The 21,112-nt window shown below is 41.9% G+C and carries 11 protein-coding genes, 8 tRNA genes and 1 rRNA gene; all 20 read right to left on the bottom strand.

Annotated features, from left to right (window positions below; translation table 11 throughout):
- Window positions 1-19: 19 nt before the first annotated feature.
- The gene (locus tag GT641_RS02875; RefSeq protein WP_119963535.1) at window positions 20-730 is read right to left on the bottom strand and encodes an ABC transporter ATP-binding protein; all 711 of its coding nucleotides are present in this window, start codon (window positions 728-730) and stop codon (window positions 20-22) included.
- A gap of 255 nt (window positions 731-985) precedes the next feature.
- Window positions 986-1,525, bottom strand: coding sequence for a histidine phosphatase family protein (locus tag GT641_RS02870; protein WP_161116778.1), 540 nt, complete (start codon window positions 1,523-1,525; stop codon window positions 986-988).
- A gap of 275 nt (window positions 1,526-1,800) precedes the next feature.
- The gene (locus tag GT641_RS02865) at window positions 1,801-2,010 is read right to left on the bottom strand and encodes a serine dehydratase beta chain (RefSeq protein WP_279282135.1); all 210 of its coding nucleotides are present in this window, start codon (window positions 2,008-2,010) and stop codon (window positions 1,801-1,803) included.
- A gap of 166 nt (window positions 2,011-2,176) precedes the next feature.
- Window positions 2,177-10,531 (bottom strand): leucine-rich repeat domain-containing protein, encoded by an 8,355-nt coding sequence (locus GT641_RS02860; protein WP_161116777.1) that lies wholly within the window; start codon window positions 10,529-10,531, stop codon window positions 2,177-2,179.
- Window positions 10,532-11,057: 526 nt separating this feature from the next.
- Window positions 11,058-11,756 (bottom strand): zinc metallopeptidase, encoded by a 699-nt coding sequence (locus GT641_RS02855; protein ID WP_347562831.1) that lies wholly within the window; start codon window positions 11,754-11,756, stop codon window positions 11,058-11,060.
- Window positions 11,757-11,828: 72 nt separating this feature from the next.
- Window positions 11,829-12,296, bottom strand: a complete 468-nt coding sequence (locus tag GT641_RS02850; protein ID WP_049941074.1) for a hypothetical protein — start codon at window positions 12,294-12,296, stop codon at window positions 11,829-11,831.
- 39 nt (window positions 12,297-12,335) lie between these two features.
- Window positions 12,336-12,650: a YbjQ family protein gene (locus GT641_RS02845; RefSeq protein WP_044944604.1), complete on the bottom strand. Its 315-nt coding sequence runs from the start codon at window positions 12,648-12,650 to the stop codon at window positions 12,336-12,338.
- Between the two features lie 447 nt (window positions 12,651-13,097).
- A complete protein-coding gene (locus GT641_RS02840; RefSeq protein ID WP_161116775.1) occupies window positions 13,098-15,155 on the bottom strand; it encodes a leucine-rich repeat domain-containing protein in 2,058 nt (685 codons plus the stop codon).
- A gap of 112 nt (window positions 15,156-15,267) precedes the next feature.
- Complete coding sequence (locus GT641_RS02835; protein ID WP_192919789.1) at window positions 15,268-15,648, bottom strand: glycosyl hydrolase 53 family protein; 381 nt, start codon at window positions 15,646-15,648, stop codon at window positions 15,268-15,270.
- A 66-nt stretch (window positions 15,649-15,714) separates the two neighbouring features.
- Complete coding sequence (locus GT641_RS02830; RefSeq protein ID WP_161116774.1) at window positions 15,715-15,888, bottom strand: hypothetical protein; 174 nt, start codon at window positions 15,886-15,888, stop codon at window positions 15,715-15,717.
- Window positions 15,889-16,127: 239 nt separating this feature from the next.
- Window positions 16,128-16,643: a Ran-binding zinc finger domain-containing protein gene (locus GT641_RS02825; RefSeq protein ID WP_161116773.1), complete on the bottom strand. Its 516-nt coding sequence runs from the start codon at window positions 16,641-16,643 to the stop codon at window positions 16,128-16,130.
- A gap of 274 nt (window positions 16,644-16,917) precedes the next feature.
- Window positions 16,918-17,003: transfer RNA gene (locus tag GT641_RS02820), tRNA-Leu, on the bottom strand.
- A gap of 15 nt (window positions 17,004-17,018) precedes the next feature.
- Window positions 17,019-17,091 (bottom strand) — tRNA-Val (locus tag GT641_RS02815).
- A 26-nt stretch (window positions 17,092-17,117) separates the two neighbouring features.
- Window positions 17,118-17,191, bottom strand: a tRNA-Asp gene (locus GT641_RS02810).
- Window positions 17,192-17,211: 20 nt separating this feature from the next.
- Window positions 17,212-17,285, bottom strand: a tRNA-Ile gene (locus GT641_RS02805).
- A gap of 12 nt (window positions 17,286-17,297) precedes the next feature.
- A tRNA-Val gene (locus GT641_RS02800) sits at window positions 17,298-17,370 on the bottom strand.
- Window positions 17,371-17,394: 24 nt separating this feature from the next.
- Window positions 17,395-17,468, bottom strand: a tRNA-Asp gene (locus GT641_RS02795).
- A gap of 155 nt (window positions 17,469-17,623) precedes the next feature.
- Window positions 17,624-20,511, bottom strand: a 23S ribosomal RNA gene (locus GT641_RS02790).
- Between the two features lie 448 nt (window positions 20,512-20,959).
- Window positions 20,960-21,032 (bottom strand) — tRNA-Ala (locus tag GT641_RS02785).
- Window positions 21,033-21,036: 4 nt separating this feature from the next.
- A tRNA-Ile gene (locus GT641_RS02780) sits at window positions 21,037-21,110 on the bottom strand.
- Between the last annotated feature and the right edge of the window lie 2 nt (window positions 21,111-21,112).

The raw sequence follows: 21,112 nt of genomic DNA, 5'->3' as shown, positions 1-21,112 counted from the left end.
TCTCTCTTCCACTTCTGTATTACCAGTCAAGCTCCATTGCAGGAACCTTTACATCATTTACTATATTCTTACGGATCATTCCATCACGCAGTTTGATCACACGGTCTGCCATATTCTTGATCGCATCATTATGTGTAACCATGATAACGGTATTTCCATATTTCTGATTTACATCCTCGATCAGCTTCAGGATCTCTTTCGAGGTCTTATAATCAAGTGCACCTGTCGGTTCATCACAGAGCAGGATATCCGGATTCTTAACGATAGCCCTTCCGATCGATGTTCTCTGCTGCTGTCCACCGGACAACTGATTCGGAAGCTTATGTCTGTGCTCATATAAACCAAGCGTCTTTAAGATATCATCGACATCAAGCGGTGAATCACTTAAATATGCACCAACCTCTACATTTTCCTTTACGTTCAGATTCGGGATCAGATTATACATCTGGAATACATAGCCAAGATGCTTTCTTCTGTACTGTGTCAGCGTCTTCTCATCCATATCAACTGTTTTTTCCCCATTGATCGCTATATAACCACTGTCCGCATTATCGATTCCGCCTATGATATTCAATAGCGTAGACTTACCGGAGCCGGATGGTCCAAGCAAGACACAGATTTCTCCCTTCGTCACTGTAAAATCCAGTCCTCTTAATACCTCTGTCCGGTTCTCCCCTGATCCGAAGCTCTTTTTCAGACCACTGATCTGTAAAAAATTCTGATTTTTCATTTAACTGTTCCTCCTTTTTAACTCGTCCAACAATATTCTTCTAAATGCTGTGTAATTATTTATTCTTTTCTTTGAACATTTGATTATTTGTTCATATGTTTAATAACACATACATAGGTTGTTGTCAACCCTTTATCTGTTTTTAGTTAGTTTCTTCTAACATTATACTGTCAAATTTCTGTTTTTGTATACAAAAAGCCGGTACTTATTGATAAAAAATATCAACAAGTACCGGCTTTTTACCGGATGGCTCATTTAAAAGTAATATTCCCGGATCTCGCAGTTCTTAATTCCGAAATGCGCGAATTCTTCATTTGTCATATCATAGAAATATGACTGTACGATTCTTGAAATTCCATTATGTGCAACCAGCAGATATGTCTTATGATCCGACTCCGCCTTTACATCATCTAACAGATTATAGACACGCTGGCACAGATGCATCATCGTCTCTCCACCATCATAATGATCGAGGAAATGGGATTTTGCTTCCATGAATTCTTCTCCATTTCTGGGTGTTGATTCAAACCGTCCAAAGTTCTGCTCCTTTAATCTCAGCTCCATCCGCATCGGAATTCCTGTCATCTCCGATATATGTCTGGCAGTCTCGGCTGCACGAACAAGCGGTGAATATAATATCTCATCGATTCCCGGCTGTTCCTCCGCCAGCTTTCTTCCAAGCTCCTCTGCCTGTTGATGTCCAAGCTCTGTAAGTTCAATATCAGTTGCACCGCATATCTTATTCTCCACGTTCCAGATTGTCTGACCATGTCTTGTAAAAAATACTTTTCCCATGTTGTCTCCTTATTCTCATACTATAGAATTGTACGGTGGCTCTGAGACGAGAAGGGTGTAACAGCGCACTCTCGTCTCAGAGCCACCGCACAATTCTATCCAGACGACACTTTCTATGATGGGAGATGGTGCAAAGCAAGTGGCCATAGCAGCACACTGCCTGCTCATCTCCCATCATAGAAAGCGCCTGTTTATTGGATTATATATACTATAATTTCACACCGGCTGTCAACTTTATTCCATAGGATTTCACAGGCTCATTCATGTAAGAACCTCTACAGACGTTCAGCAATCGCAATTCCGGTAGCGGTAGCTGCAAGGCCTCCTTTTCCTGTCGCCAGAAACGATCCGTATAACCCGATCTTCACCTTTCGGATGGGTTCATCCATCAGCTTATAACAGATATATCCGATCCTTACTGCACCTGCCGTATGCGAGCTGGACGGACCGACCATGACCGGACCTACAATATCAAAAATACTCATTCTGCCACCTTCCTGTTAAAAGGAAAGACCACCGATATCTTCTGCATTCCATACAACTCTGTCGCCCAGAAATTCCATGAACTGGCATTCGATACTCCGGTGGCCTTTCACCTTATACTATGAAATTGTCATATGATCATCTATCATGAGAACATATTCACAGCTTTTATTTTATCTTCTTATATGTTACCTTTGAAGGCATCTTCGCTTTCTTCAAAAGTTTCACATACTTAGTATACTTACTCTTCGGAAGTTTTACAACCGGTTTTTTATGAATACCGTTAAATACGTTCTTACCAACTGTCTTAAGCTTCTTTGATGTGATCGTAATATTCTTAAGCTTTGCATCCTTATAGAATACCTTACTTCCAAGCTTTGTCACACCCTTACCGAGTTTAACGGTTGTAAGTGCCTTACATCCTTCAAATGCACTGTTACCGATCGTCGTTATATTATCTCCTATCGTTACGGACTTCAGATATTTATAACCCTTAAATGCATTCTTATTAACCGCTGTAATCTTATAAGAGATACCACCGATCTTGACTGTCTTGCCAAGCTTCAAGGTCTTAAACTTCTTATTTGTCTTCTTATAAGAGCTTCCTGTTACCGTAACGGTTCCCTTGCCATTTGTAGCTGCCTTGGTCACTTTATACTTCACACTCTTTACTACATAGGTCTTTCCCTTACTGATCGTAATATTAAATGTCTTGCTTAATATGCCGGTATAACCATTCTGTCCCTTGATGGTCATGGTTGCCTTTCCAGCATTCTTATTATTCTTGTAAGCCACTACATAATCTTTTCCTGCTGTAAGAACCTTACCGCCTAATGATACCGTAAGCTTGGACTGTACCTGTGCTTTTCCGGTATATGCTTTGTTCACGATACCGGATACAACTGCCTTGCTGATATCCGTAACTTCCGGTGTTCCGGGATTCGGACCAACCGGATTTGGATTGTCAGGTGTCGGATCAACCGGGTTTGGATTGTCAGGTGTCGGATCAACCGGGTTCGGCTTATCAGGATCCGGAGTCTCCTCCTTCTTTGGCAGAATTTCCTGCTTCTGATAACCGCAGACTGTACATTCATAGGTCTTAATACCGGTTGCCGTTGTTGTTGGAGCCTTCGTGATCTCTCCGGCATTAAATGTATGTTCTTCTGCTTCTGTCTTATCTCCGCATGTACATTCTTTCCAGTGCTTCGTTGCATCTGACTTCCAGACAAATGTATGAGCATGTTCCTCACCAACCAGGATTCTTACTGACAGGATAATACCCTTATGAGCATTGCTCCATCCAGCAGTTTCTGTCCAATCATAATTTGTGATATCACTCGGCTTATAACATACCTTATAATCTCCCGCTTCATTTATAACAGTTGTTTTTGCTGTATACCAGTAGTAATAGCCGCCTTCAACATCCGGAAGCTCTACATCCCCTAATACGGTTCCCTGCTTCACCGTTATCGCATCAAGTTCAGGCTTGAATCCCGGTTTTGCAGGTTCAACCATTACTGTAATTGTAATATCCTCTGCATTTTCATAAATATCTCCGTTTTTCGGAGTATAGACTGCCTTAAATGATCGGCTTCCTACCTCCCCAAGGGAAATGCTGTCATCTACCCATGCAAATGTTCCATCTTCTGTCTCCGGAATTGTTACATCTGCAAGCGTCTGTCCATATGTTCCCTTCAAATCTGTCGGAACTGTATATGTCGGAATCTGTTTCTCTGATTTCACTGTAAGTTTCACTTTGATCCTTACAGATCCATTTGCCAATACTTCATAAGCATCTTCCGCAATATTTGCCTTGCTCCAATCATAATTAGCTGTATCTTCAGGAACAAAATATGCATCGTACACTTCTGTTCCTGCCTTTGTAATAATCGTCTCGGCATCTGCCCATTCATATGTACCTAACTTTGATGTCGGAAGTGTTACGCTTTCCAGCGTCTTACCTGCAATACCGTAACATATGCCAGGAGTTTCCATAACCGGTGTTCCCTTGGCAACCTTTGCAAATGTCAGCTTAAATGCTGCAACTGTCTGATTCTTACCGCATACCTTGATCGTTACAGTCTGTTCCGTCTCGGACGCTTTCTTCGGTGTTCCGTAAATCTTTCCATTCTTTAATTCCAGACCGGAAGGAAGTATCGATCCGTTATCCAGAGAATAAACAACCTTTGCAGTTTCACTGTCAATGTCATTTGTGATTTTTAAAGTGGTCAGATCATACAGCGGTTTATCAGCTGTTGTTGTAACACCTACAACTGCGGTATCTACCATATCCTCTGTCTTATCAAGTGTTATGACTGTAGCGGTATCATTCTTCATATTTATCGTAAACGCATCCGGCGCATATGGCATATTAGCAGTCCATAAGGTCTCATTCTGCTTGGTCATTGTATTGCCGCCATTTTTGTATGTGATCGTATCTACTGTCAGCCCCTCTACAGGTGTTCCGGAAACAGTTACCGTTACGGCCACACCACCCTTGATGTAGACGGAATCATCGCCTTCAATACCGGAAGTCTTCATATAGGAGGCTGTTATCGGTGCGATTGAAACCGGCGCCTTATCCGCATCCTCAAAGCAGAATTCCGGATATATCAACTCTGCTTTATAATAAATTGTTGAATAATATGATAATGACGAAGCTCCCATTTCCGGTATCCTGGAAGTAAGAATCACACCATTTCCGATTGAAGTTGTACTTACACCCTGCTGTAAAACACCATCATTAATGATCTTTCCTGAATTCGTCAGTTTACCAAACCAGAAGGATGCATCCGCTTTATTGATAAATGCGGCCGAACTGTTAATCGTTAATGTCGTTGCGCTCCACAGAGTAACTTCACCTGCATTTGTAAATGTTCCCGCTAATGTTGTTTTTGAATTTTTATCACCCTTACAAGTAAATGTTCCATTATTGGTCAATGTTCCATATAATTCGGCATCCCCTGTATAATCGACGGATACGCCATCAGCAATCGTAACTTCTGCTCCGTCCAGAGTTTTCAGATCCCTGGCAGAGATATCTTTATTAATGGTATAGATTCCGCCAATACATACATCCAGCTTCTTGTCAATATAAGCTTCAGCATAGAAGCTTTCATTTATCGTACATTTACCACTCAGATATGTAACCTGTCCTCTGACGGAACCACTTACGGTACGTTTCACACGAACATTATTCAATGTACAGTCAGCAGCTAAGACATAACCATTTGCTCCTGTCTTATCTGTAACATTTAAATTATTCACTGATCCTTGTCTAACCAGTGAACCGGTCGTATAGAATCCGTCATTTCCATATATGCCATATGAATTCGTGTTAATCAATACATTCAGATCACCCTTGATCTCCGAATCATAGGACACAATATTTGTTCCACTTCCGCCAAGCTGCCAGTTTCCGACAACATCGTAATTTACATTTCCGTTTACAGTACTCTTGGAAAATCCATATGCAGATGATTTGCCACTGATCTGGTTACCATTATAATTTGCAAATGCATACCGGCTTCCCGATGCGCCAACCGTGATCTCTGCATTTTTATTTACTGTACTCTGCGATGCAATATACATCTTATATTCTTCTTGTAAAGATGTCTGTACCATCTGTGCCTGATCTGTAAACCGGAATACCAGTTCATCGGCCGTTGCAGTGTTCAAGCCATATACATATCGGTACATTTTACCGTCTGTAGCATAAAGTTCTGCTTTCTTTACATTCGCATAATATGCTACAGCTGTCTCATAGGATATCTGACCACCCTTAATAAATAATCCGACTGTACCATCGACCTGTGCAAGGTTGCTTTCACTCTTTGATGATCCCTTAGCTCCATATAATCTACCGATGCTTCCACCATACATATAGATAGTGACATCTCCTTTGTATGGAGTTGTATCTTTATAACCATAGATAGAACGGCTGCTCAGATCATATGAGCTTTTTCCACCTATCTTTAATACCTTTCCATTATCTGCAATGCCATCATGATCATCATCCGGATAAATAGATACCTTCTTGCCCGTGCTGTCCGATTCATCCGGAAGGATTACAACAGAATGGCCCTTCAGGTCAATATCACTATATGCTTTTACATCCAGTTCCTCATTCAGATCTGTTTCTTTATATCCGGCTTCTTCTACCGTAAATAAAATCTTACACTCTGCTACAGAACCATTTCTTCCTGTGATACGGAAGGTAGTCTCTGTCGTTTCTGCCGTATCTGCAAGTGTACCAACTACCTGATCACCATCTAGGGTTAACCCCTCAGGAAGCTTTGAGCCTTCCTTGATCTTATATTTCTTTGTCGATCCGTACTGTGCTGTTGTATCATTTTCAATCTTGATCTGACTCAGATCATATGCCGGATTTTCTGTAGTATACTCTGTTCCCTTCACTACTGCCGGATCTGCATACAGCTTCTTGCAGCTGATCTGCTTTGGAATATAAGAAACGTATAATGTCATTTCTTCCTGCGGTATTGCCATCAAACATCTTCCGTTTGTTCCTTCCACAGCATCTCCATCATTTAAAGATAATACAGCTGTATATCCTGCTATATCTTTATATTTAACATGCTGTGTTATATTTCCGCATAGGAAATAATCTGATCCATTGCCGTCCTCTCTGGTAAGAAAGTACCAATAATCTGCATAATTAAATGGATCACTTCCAAGATTAGATGATGCAGTTATCTTGAAATACAGATTTGACCAGCCACTGATATCCGTTCCATCCGCAAATGCTCCTGCCACAATCCACTTTGCCTTATTAGAACAGCTCTTTGCCGAAACAACACCTTTATGATAAATTATTCCCGATGTATTATCTGTCTGAATCGTATCTGCGGTCAGGGTCGCTGTCTTTTCAATATGTACCCATGAGTAACCTGGTGCAAATGTTTCAAACTCCGCTTTGGAATAAAACCATTCTTCTGCATAAATGCTGCCTGTTTTAGCAAATTTATCTGCTTTTACACTACTGTTAAAGGTAACCTTTGTTCCACTGCCTACTGTCAATGTTCCTGTCAGTTCAACAGCTTCATCAAATATTATGTTGGCATAATCTTTTACCTCTATGGACGCAGCCGAAATCTTATCATATGAATGATACTTTCCGCCTATGGATACCACGCCATTATTATCAAGCAGTGATCCTGTCGGCTCTGTATAAGTTGAAGAATTTTTTATAGCAACATTTGCTGTTGCATTTTCCCCTTTTCTGATATATACATATCCACCAACAGTTCCTGATCCCATGCCGTACACATTATCTACCGTACCGCCTTGGATTTCTAATATAAGAGCATTTTTCTCAGGATATGTAATGGTGGCATTCGACTCTCCATAAATAGTTCCTACTGTGCCACTAAGTACTGTGATCTTTACCGGATAATTCCATGAATCTACGCCGGAAATTCCATAAATTGTATACGCTGACAGATCTCCACTATATATTGCCTGTTTGCCATCTGCCTTACCATCCAGATCATCGTCTGCAAAGATACCGGTAAGGATCGTTCCGTCATCCAGCGATCCGGTCTGCTGAATTACTGCCGACATGCCGTTCAGACAAATCTCTTTCTTTTGTTCATCTATTGTCAATCGTTCGGCTGTACTTTCCTGCATCTGCTGTTTTGTGGACACGATAACATTCAGTTTTAGTACAGCCTCTGTTCCGTTTTTTGCTGTAACATGGATATCTACACGTTTTCCGTCCTCGTACAATGTAGAAGGTGTTCCGACGAGCTTTCCATCCTCTATCTTCAAACCTTCCGGAAGTGTATAAACAGCATCCTCTGTATATCTAACTGTACCTTCTTCTGCATCGTCAAAGATCATAAGTCTGGTCAGATCATATAACGGTTTGTCTGCCGTGTATGTCGTATTCAATACAGCACATGGATCTGCAGCTGTCTTTTTTATAGTAATTTGTTTCCCTTCAGCTGTGACAATAACCGTCACCGGTTCATCCGGCATATCAAAACTGTAATTACCCCTGATTTCTGCCAGTTCTGATGCCTGTGTTTCTGATGCTTTCTTTAAAACAACCGACACCAGATTATAGCCTTTCATATATGATGGATATACACTAATGGTCTGTCCGTTTTTACCATAATAAACATCCGGATCTAATGATATCGTTTCATTGGAACTGATCGATACCCGACTTGCTTTCTCATCATATTCAAGACTGATCGGATAATAGATCTCAACTTCCTTTTTCTCTGCCTGAATCGTTCCCCCATTCAGATATATCTTGGATTCCGAAGATGAAGTAAGATTCTTTATTGTTTTTGCTGTCAAAGTACCCTTATTCAATACCTTTGCAAAATATGGTATATAGATATTTTCATTTGCTGTTACCGTCACATTATCCGGGATTAAAACAGTAGCATATCCACTACTATAATTTGCATATGTACCAAAATAAACATTATCTGCTGTTACATCTTCCTTCAGTGTAACAATTCCACCATAATACACATCATTTCCGATTGTCACTACAGCAGAGCCTGTCTGATTTCTATTTGGTGTTACATAATAATTTACAGGAAGCTTACAGTTATCCTTAACTGTCATAGTCAGGATCTGCCCATCCGCTAGCTGATTACCAAAACTAAGAGCACTCAAGGCACTGAAATCTGTATTATCGATCAGAACCGTTGTTGTATTTTCAGTTGCCCGTGAAATATTATCTGCAAATGTAAGTGTATTTGGTGAGCGTCCTGTAATTTCACTGTCTTTTATCGTATATTTTGAATCACCATACAGATAAGAAGATCCAACTATTGTTAATGAGTTAGTACGGACTCCTGTCATTTCTACTGTAAAATTACCATTTACGGTTATACTATTGGTAATATCATAATATCCATTTGCCGCAAATGAACAGGAATCAATCAATGGATCACCATTTGCATCCAGAATTGAGCTGTCATTTTCATTGGCAGATATAAGCTCTACATTCTTCTCAACAGTAATGCCGCAAAATCCGGTATAACTATTAAAAATATTTTCTGACGTATGAAGTATACAATCTTTTTCAAAATAGCCCTGATTTATACCAAAAAGTGTTCCTGATACAATACACTTTTTTATTGTAACTGTCAGTGTTTCTTCATCTTTCTTATTCTCTGAATTGTATCCATTGTATCCATAAATAAGACTTCCCTTACAGTTACTCATACTGATATCAGTCTGTCCCATTACATTAGTTGTCCCTGACTGGAATCCATAGATATTACACCCGGTAGCATCTATATTTGTTATATTCATTTTCAGAGAATAAACCTGCTGTGCATATACCTGACCATATACAATACCCTTTGCCGTACATCCATCAATCGATATAGTCACAGCATATGTTCCGTCAGCAGGATTCTTTCTGCTTAAAAAAGCGCCCGCATAATCACCGTAAATTGCGCCCTTACAATTACAATCCTTTATCCGGATATTAGCTGTTCCCTCTACGACAGTCTGCATAGTGCCATAGATGCTGCCAAAGGTTCCGCTGCCTCCAAGGATCTGTACGTCAAGGTTTCCCTTAACATAACTGTTATTTTTAGCGCCATAGAATGTCCAGTCCGATCCTGTATAATTCTTTAATGTAACATTCAGATCTCCGCTACAGTTTGCGCCATCCAATACAGCAAAGGATGCACTGCTGCTACTTTCCGCATTTACTCCGTCTGCATCAAAATTTACATTTCCCAGCACCTTACAACCGGATGATGCAACGGAACTACCTACACCATTTTTCAAGGTAATACCCTGAAATGTAATGTCCAAATCTTTCTGAACCTCTGCTCCTTCATGTAGGATCTGGACAACTTCATATGAACCACCATTCAGATTTACTGCTGCATTACCGGATACAGAAGCTGTCCGGGCTGCTACCAGACTACCGAGTTCACATCCAGTGCCAACGGTGACTTCTACATCTCCGTTTATCTGTGATTTCTCCGCAGCCACTACGGCAGAAATTTGCACAGAATTCATAATCTGAAGCTTTAAAGCCGGCTGAGAATTGCTCTCCGAATCCAGTAAACTTTCATATATCCCCTTCACGCATCCGATATCCGCTCCATCCACCGTGATCGCCATCGGTTTATCATACTTCTGCTGATAGAGACCATAGATCGGCATTCCGCCGGAACAGATGATATCCGCACTTCCATCCAGCATAAATGCTGTCTCTCCTTCATCAACCTTTCCATTCCTGTTCTTATCATTATATATGTTAATACATTCCTTATCTGACGTAGAATTCTCAGACATACGAATGACGGCAGAATTACCATTCAGGTTAATTCCCAACGTATTCCCCGAATCATTCTTTATATAGGTAACTCCCCTCGACGGATCTGCTGTCTCATAGCTTTGATCCGTTCCGCTGTCGCTCTGTACTTCGGTTGCTGCATGTGCAGGTATTCCCTGCGTTATGCATAATCCTGCCGCAAGAGCAAATCCTGCTACATATCCTCTCATGTTTCGTTTTCTCATTCTGTCCTCCATTCATTGCTGTCCGGAACCGCATTCCGCCAATTCCTGTGTATACGTTGATATACTATAAATTGCCAGTTATCCAACCCCTTGGGATAACTGGCAATGTCATTATGTTTCCGGTTGTGATACCTTGGGCATATTTTTGTGTAATCTTCTAATTTATTGCACAATTTCGTATTAATTTTGTGAGAAACTATCCAAATTTATCACACCACGGATATTGTAGCACATAATTTTTATAAATACTATTCACAATTTTGCAACATATTTTTAGGTATTTTTACTAATTTCAGCATTTTATTTGTATAATTTGTACTATACACTGCTGACATATACCGAGTATTCCTATATAAACCCATACGCTTTCCTGTATCCATTCCTTTTTACAAAATAAAAACGCGACCGGAAAGATCATGACAGTTATCTCTTAACACCACTGTCTTTACCTTTCGATCACGTTTTTTATTATATTCCGGCATTCTTATAATGGGCTCTACCAAAACACACGATATTTACTTTTTGATTATCTTCTTCTATTTGTAAGCAACAGCAGACGTACGAGTTGAAGAATCGCTGTTACCATTGCTGCCACATAAGTAAGTGCCGCGGCAGTTAAAACTCTCTTAGCACCGCCAAGTTCTTCTTCCGTCATAAAGCCGCCATTTCTTAAGATTGCAATGGCTCTGCCCGAAGCATTGAACTCAACCGGCAATGTTACGAACTGGAATACAACGACCAGCGAGAACAAAATGATTCCGAATGTAATACATACGTCCAGTCTCGGGATCAGTAAACCGATTAGGATCAATGGCCATGATAATGTAGAACCAATGCTTACAACAGGCACGATCGCCGAACGAAAGCTAAGCGGTACATATCCTTCCGCATGTTGAATTGCATGACCACACTCATGTGCTGCTACGCCTATTGCTGCAATCGACCTGGAACCATATACATTCTGTGACAGGTTCAGTGTATGCTCCTTGGGATTATAGTTATCCGTTAATTCGCCTGCGATCGGTCGAATCGCCACATCTGTAATTCCTGCATTTCTGAGGATCATTGCTGCCACCTGCTCTGCAGTAAATCCTGATCTTGTCGATACTTTCTCATATTTCTTATACGCCGATTTCACCTGAGCAGATGCGATCAGAGACAGAACAACTCCGATCAGAACTAAAATATACGTTGGGTCAAAATAAAAATAAGGCATATCACTCATCTCTTTCTTATAGTTTATTTGTAATAGTCTTTCCCTTTAAATTCTCCCGTTTCCAACGGAATATACAAAATCCTATTTTCTTCTTCTCTTTGATTTTTTATCCATCGATTCTCCATACATTTCTCTGTACATTTCTTCTCGTGGATCAACCTCATCATTTTTTCTGTCTGCCAGAAGCACTCTGCCTACAAACCCAAGTCCTCCAAAGATCAGTACCAGAATTAACAGCCAATCAAATAATGTCATACTGGTAAGATGAATATTTGTTGACAAAATAACTGCTATTACGATCAAAAGTCCTGCCAATGCAGAAAAAACCTTTGATGCAAATGAATCTGTCATAAACATCCATACAATTCCAATGATCAACGGAATCACTACCATACCGGAACTGACTCTTGCTCCCCAGATTGACAATCCTCCAAATGAAGAAAAGAAACTGGATGATACAATTACTTTCTGAGACAATATAAATAACCCTGCTACCAGCATAACGATTCCGGCAACAAATGTCATTAGCTCATGTTTTGGTTTCTTCATATACTCCTCCATTTCTAACACTGTGTAGAAATCAATCTGTTAAGCTGTAAACTTCACTGCTGTTCCGGAAACAAGAATTTCTGCGCCACCGGCAACAATTGTTGTTGAAGCAAATCTGACATTTACGATCGCATCTGCTCCCATGCTCATAGCCTGATTGATCATATACGAAATCGCCTTATCTTTTGCATCAGCCATCATCTGTGTATACGCCTGCATTTCTCCTCCTACCATATTACGAAAGGATGCACCGATATCTTTTCCGATATTCTTACACATAACACAACAACCTGTTACCAATGAGATCACCTGATACTCTCTTCCCGGTATATTTTCTGTATTTACTACTACCATTTTCTTTTCCTCCTGTGTTTTCCATAACCTTTTTATTTTCCTGCTCCCTGCAGGCTTCTTTATCATACCACGAATAAACGCAACCTGTAAATCATTTTATACCGCACGTTAATCCCGTTAAAACATGCATTTTTTATGTGTTCTTTTCACAATTCATTGACACCCTGAACATAGAATAAACACATTTATCCTTTAATATGAATACCATCAAAGGAAAACAAAACCAAGAGGGCATCACCGAAAATGTGGTCAGAGCAAGCGTTTTCGACTGTATGTCCTCATATCTAAAAAAGTGCATACCTGAATATCAGATACACACTTTATAATTATTGCTTACTTTCATTTTTCATAGATTCCCTTCCTTCGCCCCGTGGCATTACCTGCCGCGGGGCTTTTGTTATCCTGACAGAATATATATATTCGTTCTGTTATTAAAGGAATGGATCTTTATTTCTTAATCTTTACGCTCTTTGCCGCTCCGGCACTTCTGATGATCTTCTTATATGCTGAAAGCTTCTTCTTGGGAACTCTGATCGTAGCCTTTTTATTGATCTTTGCAAATGCTGATTTTCCAATCTTCTTTGACTTGATCTTACTGCTCTTGATCGTAATCGTCTTCAATTTACTGTCACCGTAAAAAGCTTTGCTTCCGATCTTTGTAACCTTTGCAGGAATAGTGATCTTCTTCAGTGCGATACACTTTGTAAATGCTCCATTACCAATCGTAGTCAGCTTGGCATTCAGGGTAACACCTGTCAGCTTCTTGCATCCGTAAAATGCATTCTTACCGATTGATTTGACATTGCTTCCAAGCTTCACTGTTTTTAACTTTTTACAGTTCTTGAATGCATTATTTCCAATCGATGTAACCTTGAATTTATAACCCTTATACATGATCGTAGCCGGAACCTTAGCTGTCTTTAATGACTTACCCTTAGTTCCATATAACGCTACCATTCCTTTCGTCTTGTGAGACTTTGTTATCTTATATTTCAGATTTCCGACTGTGAATTTCTCACCGACATCCGGAAGCTTTGCTTTTACAAATTTCTGGATGTACTGGTTCTTTGATGTATCTATGTCATTCTGATTTGCTCCGGCAAAGCTGTTCTTAGATACATGAGATACATTTGGAGGAATCACCATCTCATGAATATTTCTGCAATCCTTAAATGCATTATCACCAATCGTTTTTAAGCTGTCCGGAAGTTTTATAGTATTCAGATTCTGACATCCATCAAAGGTTCCGTCTGCAATCGCCGTGACACCTTCCGGAATATCTACAATATGAAGATTATTGCAGGTCTTAAATGCTCCTGTTCCGATCTCCTCTAAAGTCTTTCCAAGGAATTTCACTTCATTCAGATTGTTGCAGCCATAAAATGCATAAGCTCCAACCTTTCGTAATGTTACAGGTGTCTGCAACTCATGAAGGTTGTCGCTCTCATAAAATGCATAATCAGGAATAACTTCAAGTTTTGTCTTTGATATATCAATCACAATATTCTGGCAATAAGCAAAGCAATACTCCCCGATAGATGTCACACCGGTCGGAAGTGTAAAGCACGAAGCCCCGTCTGTTATATCTGATTTCTGTAAATTATTATTATATGCAAATGCATACGCTCCGATCGTGGATGTCTGGGAACCCTCAGCAAATTTTACTGTATTCAGATTCCCGCACTTATAGAATGCATAATCTCCTATAACCTGCACGGATGCAGGAATTACAAATCCTCCGTTTAATGACACCTGCTCGCAGGCATATGGCAGAAGAGTCACAACTGTCTCCGGTATATTATAAAGACCATTTCCCGTATAATGGAAGGCAGGTGCCAGACGATACATTATCGTTCCATCTTTACTTAACAAAACTTCACCTGTATTTTTAGGATTCGTCACTACCTCATCACCGGAATTATCATTTGGCTGCTGTGTCCATGCACGATCCCATGCATGTGTTGTAAAATATGCATTTGCATCTGCAACAGCAAACTTGCCAACAGAAGTACAACCCGCGAATGCGCCTGTACCGATCTGATTCAGATTTGTCGGAAGTGTTATAACTTTTCCGACATTCTGTTCGGAATTCAAGATAACAAACTTCCCGGTATCCACCCCTGTCACAGAATCAAGCACCGGCTGATACGGATAGATCGTATTCAGTTTACTACATCCGCTAAATGCAAAATCACCAAATGATATTACAGTATCAGGCACTGCTGTAAACTCCAGCTCTGTCATATCTTTAAATACTTCTGCCCCGATTCCTGTAACTGTCACACCACCGATCGTCTGCGGAACCACAATCTCTTTTACATTTCTGTCTCCTGCATAAGCAGTAACCACACCATCAGCACCACAAACAAACAACGTAGCATCCGTATATGTATATTCCTGTCCTTCACCCTCTGCTTTTGCAGTGGCTGCCGAACCAAATAACATCGATACACATATACAGGCCACTGCCGCAAGTGTTATCCATAAGCTTCTTTTCTTTTTCATTTTGTAATATAACCTCCCTTTATAAGTTCTTCTTTTACAGTTTTTTCTCTAAAAACTGCCATGTAAGATTCATTCTACCATGCCCCATCCGAAAAAGATAGTTTATTTCTATTTACCCCTGACAGTCCTCAAATGAATATTCTGCCCACGCCTTTGGAGCTTTCTGCTTTGCAGGATCTGCCCAGAAATCAGAATAATGAAAATCAATCAGTACCTTAAGCCCTGCTTCGGATGCCCATTTACCCATTGTGATTGCAGATGCCAGATCATTATTTCCTCCGCCATAACCATTCCCGTCAGAATCATATGGATCATTCCAGACACGAAGTCTTATATAATTGACACCACAGGATTTGAAGGATGTAAAATATTCCACATTTCCAAGTTCATTTCCGTCGTAATCATAATATTTTACGCCACTGTTCTTTAATGAAAGATAAGATGATACATCAACGCCCTCCAAAAAATCCTGTAAAGAGAACTTATCTTTCAAAATTTTTCATTGAATGTTATTCTCTTCACAGGATTTCAATTTTACTTATATTTTATATCACAGAAGTTATAATCCTTCTGATTTCACTTCACTATTCGTTTCATCCATATGTTCATCTGCATTTTCACTAATTATTGAATCTGTCGTCCTCGTTTCATCTTTGACTGTTCTCTGACAAGCACTCATGCTGCAAGCTATACATATAACTCCCGCTAACAGCAATCCCTTATATCGCCTCATAATGTACCTTTTCCTCTCCCAATCTAATCTGTCTAACCATAGCAGATAAACACCATATCTACGATTTCCTGTATCGACAATTAATATCCTACCATATTAAATTCATAATAAAATGGATATGTACAAAACGACCGGTAGATGTACAAATTAACATCTGCCGGTCATTTTACAACAGGTCTGTCAGCTGCTATCTGTTGCTTCTCTACCCTGCAATTACAGGATCAGAACTCTTTAACTTTTTATTTATCTTTACCACACCCAATACAAACCCTTGATGTCGCATTATTCTTTGAACCACAATATCTGCAGTACCATCCTGTCTGCGTTTCTCTGGAATTACCCATCTGTGCCGCTGCCGAAGCCAGACTGGGTTTCCCACTATTTGGTCGCAGAGTGCCACAACCTACACATCTTGTTGCATCTGAACTATTAGGTGTTCCACAGTGATTGCAATACCATGTTGTCTCATTCCAACCGGACTGTTTTGAAGTATTCATGTTGTAACCCATGCTGCCATATGATCCAACATTTGAGTTTCCCATAGAGCCTGTAGATGATATTGATTGCAATATTTTCTTAATATCCAAAATATTGTTAATCAGTTCAACAAATACGCCAAGTCCCCAGATCAGGACAAGTCCCCCCAGCCATATAAGCAGACCTATTCCGACTTCCTCAGCCATCCCCACAAATCCACCTATAACAACCGCTGCTACCAATACCCAAAGTACTCCTTTTGACATTCTTGTAAACATTTTTTCTTCTCTCCTCGCATTAAACATTTTCTTATGTGTCTTCGAAAAAATAAATTCGTTATTTTGAAACAATATATTTTTTCTTATCAGCAAATTCACTTTACCACAAGTATATTGTACAAAAAATACCTTTGTACAAAACGACCGGCAAATGTACAAATTAGCACATATACCGATCGTTCATTCATATATAACAATCCCCTATTTATTATTTTTACACAACAAAAAAGCCTGAAACCTTTAATTTTACTTAAGTTTCAGGCTTTAACTTTAATGCCGGCGACCGGAATCGAACCGGTACGGGAGGTTAGTCCCGCAGGATTTTAAGTCCTGTGCGTCTGCCAGTTCCGCCACGCCGGCATGTCCTTTGGACAATGGGACCTACAGGGCTCGAACCTGTGACCCTCTGCTTGTAAGGCAGATGCTCTCCCAGCTGAGCTAAGATCCCATATGAAATTTTTGCGTTTCCGCAAGCGACCCGGATGGGGTTCGAACCCACGACCTCCGCCGTGACAGGGCGGCGCTCTAACCAGCTGAGCCACCAGGCCATATTAATTTAAAAACGTAGTGGACGTTCGGGGACTCGAACCCAGGACCGATCGGTTATGAGCCGATTGCTCTAACCAACTGAGCTAAACGTCCTCATGTTATAAATGGGACCTACAGGGCTCGAACCTGTGACCCTCTGCTTGTAAGGCAGATGCTCTCCCAGCTGAGCTAAGATCCCATATATAATTTTGCTTAAAGCAAGCGACCCGGATGGGGTTCGAACCCACGACCTCCGCCGTGACAGGGCGGCGCTCTAACCAGCTGAGCCACCGGGCCATATGGTAATCGCTTCGATGATAACAAGCAAAACTTCGTTCACATCTTACGTTTGATGGATACATGTTCTATTATTCATGTACCTTCAGAATTTCATACAGAAAGTCTTGCGACTTCATTTTCTCCAATCTCTTCCGCTTATCTTTCGAACCTCTCAGGATAAGTCTTCGACCTATTAGTATCTGTCAGCTGAATGCGTTACCGCACTTACACCTCAGACCTATCAACCTCGTAGTCTTCAAGGGGTCTTATTTCTTTAAAGAATGGGATATCTAATCTTGAGGGGGGCTTCACGCTTAGATGCCTTCAGCGTTTATCCCTGCCGGACTTGGCTACTCTGCCATGCTGTTGGTCAACAACAGATACACCAGCGGTCCGTCCATCCCGGTCCTCTCGTACTAAGGACAGCTCCTCTCAAATATCCTACGCCCACGCCGGATAGGGACCGAACTGTCTCACGACGTTCTGAACCCAGCTCGCGTACCGCTTTAATGGGCGAACAGCCCAACCCTTGGAACCTGCTACAGCTCCAGGATGCGATGAGCCGACATCGAGGTGCCAAACCACTCCGTCGATGTGAACTCTTGGGAGTGATAAGCCTGTTATCCCCAGGGTAGCTTTTATCCGTTGAGCGATGGCAATCCCACGTTATACCACCGGATCACTAAGTCCTACTTTCGTACCTGCTCCACCCGTCGGTGTCGCAGTCAAGCTCCCTTCTGCCTTTGCACTCTTCGAATGGTTTCCGACCATTCTGAGGGAACCTTTGAGCGCCTCCGATACCCTTTCGGAGGCGACCGCCCCAGTCAAACTCCCCGTCAGACATTGTCCCCCAGCCGGGTCACGGCTGCAGGTTAGAAACCCAGTACTGTAAGGGTGGTATCCCAAGGTCAGCTCCATGACAACTGGCGTCATCATTTCCTAGCTTCCCACCTATCCTGTACAGACAGTACCGAATCCCAGTATCAAACTGGAGTAAAGCTCCATGGGGTCTTTCCGTCCTGGCGCAGGTAACCAGCATCTTCACTGGTATTTCAATTTCACCGGGTGTGTTGTCGAGACAGTGCCCAAATCATTACGCCTTTCGTGCGGGTCGGAACTTACCCGACAAGGAATTTCGCTACCTTAGGACCGTTATAGTTACGGCCGCCGTTTACTGGGGCTTAAATTCAAACCTTCGCTTGCGCTAAGCTCTCCTCTTAACCTTCCAGCACCGGGCAGGCGTCAGCCCATATACCTCACCTTTCGGTTTTGCATAGACCTGTGTTTTTGCTAAACAGTTGCTTGGGCCATTTCTCTGCGGCCATATCTCTATGGCACTCCTTCTCCCGAAGTTACGGAGTCATTTTGCCGAGTTCCTTAACAACACTTCTCCCGCCGGCCTTAGGATTCTCTCCTCATCCACCTGTGTCGGTTTACGGTACGGGCACATACAAAACAATAGCGGCTTTTCTTGGCAGCTAGCTCACCAGCTTCGTTACTTATAGTTCACTCCGCATTACGTCTTCTCCTTGTAAGGGGGATTTGCCTCCCTTACGGATACCTCGCTTGCACCGGCTTTTCCATTTCCGGCTCTGGCTTTCTCTCTGCGTCCCCACAGTTCTGTTTGTATGTGGTACAGGAATTTCTACCTGTTATCCATCGACTACGACTTTCGTCCTCGCCTTAGGCCCCGACTTACCCAGGGAAGATCAGCTTTACCCTGGAAACCTTAGATATTCGGCCTTTAAGATTCTCACTTAAATCTCGCTACTCATTCCGGCATTCTCTCTTCTTAACACTCCACTGCTCCTTCCGGTACAGCTTCGTCACGTTAAGAATGCTCCTCTACCAATGTTTTCACATTCCATAGCTTCGGTGGTGTGTTTTAGCCCCGGACATTTTCGGCGCAGGACCTCTCGACTAGTGAGCTATTACGCACTCTTTGAATGTATGGCTGCTTCTGAGCCAACATCCTAGTTGTCTTCGAAATCCCACATCCTTTACCACTTAACACACACTTTGGGACCTTAGCTGATGGTCTGGGCTCTTTCCCTTTTGACTACCCAACTTATCTCGTGCAGTCTGACTCCCGTACATCATCTCTGCGGCATTCGGAGTTTGATAATCTTCGGTAAGCTTTGACGCCCCCTAGGATATTCAGTGCTCTACCTCCGCTAGACTAATACGAGGCTAGCCCTAAAGCTATTTCGAGGAGAACCAGCTATCTCCGGGTTCGATTGGAATTTCTCCCCTACCCACACCTCATCGCCACCCTTTTCAACGGATGTGCGTTCGGTCCTCCATTGCCTTTTACGGCAACTTCAACCTGGACATGGGTAGATCACCCGGTTTCGGGTCTTCTTATACTGACTTTACGTGCTATTAACACTTGCTTTCACTTCGGCTCCGTACCTGAAGTACTTAACCTCGCCAGCACAAGAAACTCGCCGGACCGTTCTACAAAAAGTACGCGGTTCTGCTTTATTCGCAGTTCCACAGCTTGTAAACACAGGGTTTCAGGTTCTCTTTCACTCCCCTCCCGGGGTCCTTTTCACCTTTCCTTCACAGTACTATGCGCTATCGGTCACTGAGTAGTATTTAGCCTTGGAGGGTGGTCCCTCCGCCTTCCCACAAGGTTTCTCGTGTCTCGTGGTACTCCGGATCCTGCTAGGCGTGTTTCTGATTTCATGTACGAGGCTTTCACTCTCTCTGGCGGGACTTCCCAGACCCTTCTACTATCTTCCACACTGCCATATCGCAGTCCATACCCCGTCGTGCACGCACAACGGTTTGGGCTCTTCCGCGTTCGCTCGCCGCTACTTACGGAATCGATGTTTCTTTCTCTTCCTCCGCCTACTTAGATGTTTCAGTTCAGCGGGTTCCCTCCGTATACCTATGTATTCAGTATACGGTGACTGAGGTTTACTCAGCCGGGTTTCCCCATTCAGATATCTGCGGGTCATCGGATATTTGCTCCTTACCGCAGCTTTTCGCAGCTTATCACGTCTTTCTTCGGCTCTCAGTGCCAAGGCATCCACCCTGCGCTCTTTCTAACTTAACCTTACAGCATACGTAGCTTGATATGCTGTGGTCCGTTGCTATCTTTCGATAACTTGATTCGCGTTTGTTTCAATCTCTTGAAACGTTTCTTGGATTATTTGATGTCTTGTTAATTATTAATGGCTTATTAATAATATCTCTATTTCTTTCTGTATGAAATTCTCAAGGTACACATTGAGCACTTAGCGAGGTTCTTTCGAGCTTAGTGCGAAAGTGGTTCCCGACACTTGACGAGCGGTTCAACCGCGAGTCCTAGTGGAGTGGAACATTCCTCTCTTGTACTCTATTTTTGTTAAAACATAAGATTCAATATATCGGTCCGATTCGTAAGCTTCGCTTACTTCATCACGGACATTCTGCGAATGTCCTTCCGTTTTCAAAACCTTTCATTGAAGAACAAGTTCTTCATGAACGTTTTTAAAAACCAGACCGCTTGTCCTATGTTTTCGTGGAGATAACGAGATTCGAACTCGTGACCCCCTGCTTGCAAGGCAGGTGCTCTCCCAACTGAGCTATACCCCCAGAGTGGGCTTAAATGGACTCGAACCATCGACCTCACGCTTATCAGGCGTGCGCTCTAACCAGCTGAGCTATAAGCCCAT

It is taken from the genome of Clostridium sp. BIOML-A1, from assembly GCF_009874105.1.
Classification (GTDB): domain Bacteria; phylum Bacillota; class Clostridia; order Lachnospirales; family Lachnospiraceae; genus Coprococcus.
The sequence above is the reverse complement of the archived record's forward strand: the minus strand, read 5'-3'. Positions and strand labels throughout refer to the sequence as shown.

Excerpts from the sequence above, each read along its gene's own strand:
- GT641_RS02875 (WP_119963535.1), bottom strand. The coding sequence starts at position 730 with ATGAAAAATCAGAATTTTTTACAGATCAGTGGTCTGAAAAAGAGCTTC.
- GT641_RS02870 (WP_161116778.1), bottom strand. The coding sequence starts at position 1,525 with ATGGGAAAAGTATTTTTTACAAGACATGGTCAGACAATCTGGAACGTG.
- GT641_RS02865 (WP_279282135.1), bottom strand. The coding sequence starts at position 2,010 with ATGAGTATTTTTGATATTGTAGGTCCGGTCATGGTCGGTCCGTCCAGC.
- GT641_RS02860 (WP_161116777.1), bottom strand. The coding sequence starts at position 10,531 with ATGAGAAAACGAAACATGAGAGGATATGTAGCAGGATTTGCTCTTGCG.
- GT641_RS02855 (WP_347562831.1), bottom strand. The coding sequence starts at position 11,756 with ATGAGTGATATGCCTTATTTTTATTTTGACCCAACGTATATTTTAGTT.
- GT641_RS02850 (WP_049941074.1), bottom strand. The coding sequence starts at position 12,296 with ATGAAGAAACCAAAACATGAGCTAATGACATTTGTTGCCGGAATCGTT.
- GT641_RS02845 (WP_044944604.1), bottom strand. The coding sequence starts at position 12,650 with ATGGTAGTAGTAAATACAGAAAATATACCGGGAAGAGAGTATCAGGTG.
- GT641_RS02840 (WP_161116775.1), bottom strand. The coding sequence starts at position 15,155 with ATGAAAAAGAAAAGAAGCTTATGGATAACACTTGCGGCAGTGGCCTGT.
- GT641_RS02830 (WP_161116774.1), bottom strand. The coding sequence starts at position 15,888 with ATGAGGCGATATAAGGGATTGCTGTTAGCGGGAGTTATATGTATAGCT.
- GT641_RS02825 (WP_161116773.1), bottom strand. The coding sequence starts at position 16,643 with ATGTTTACAAGAATGTCAAAAGGAGTACTTTGGGTATTGGTAGCAGCG.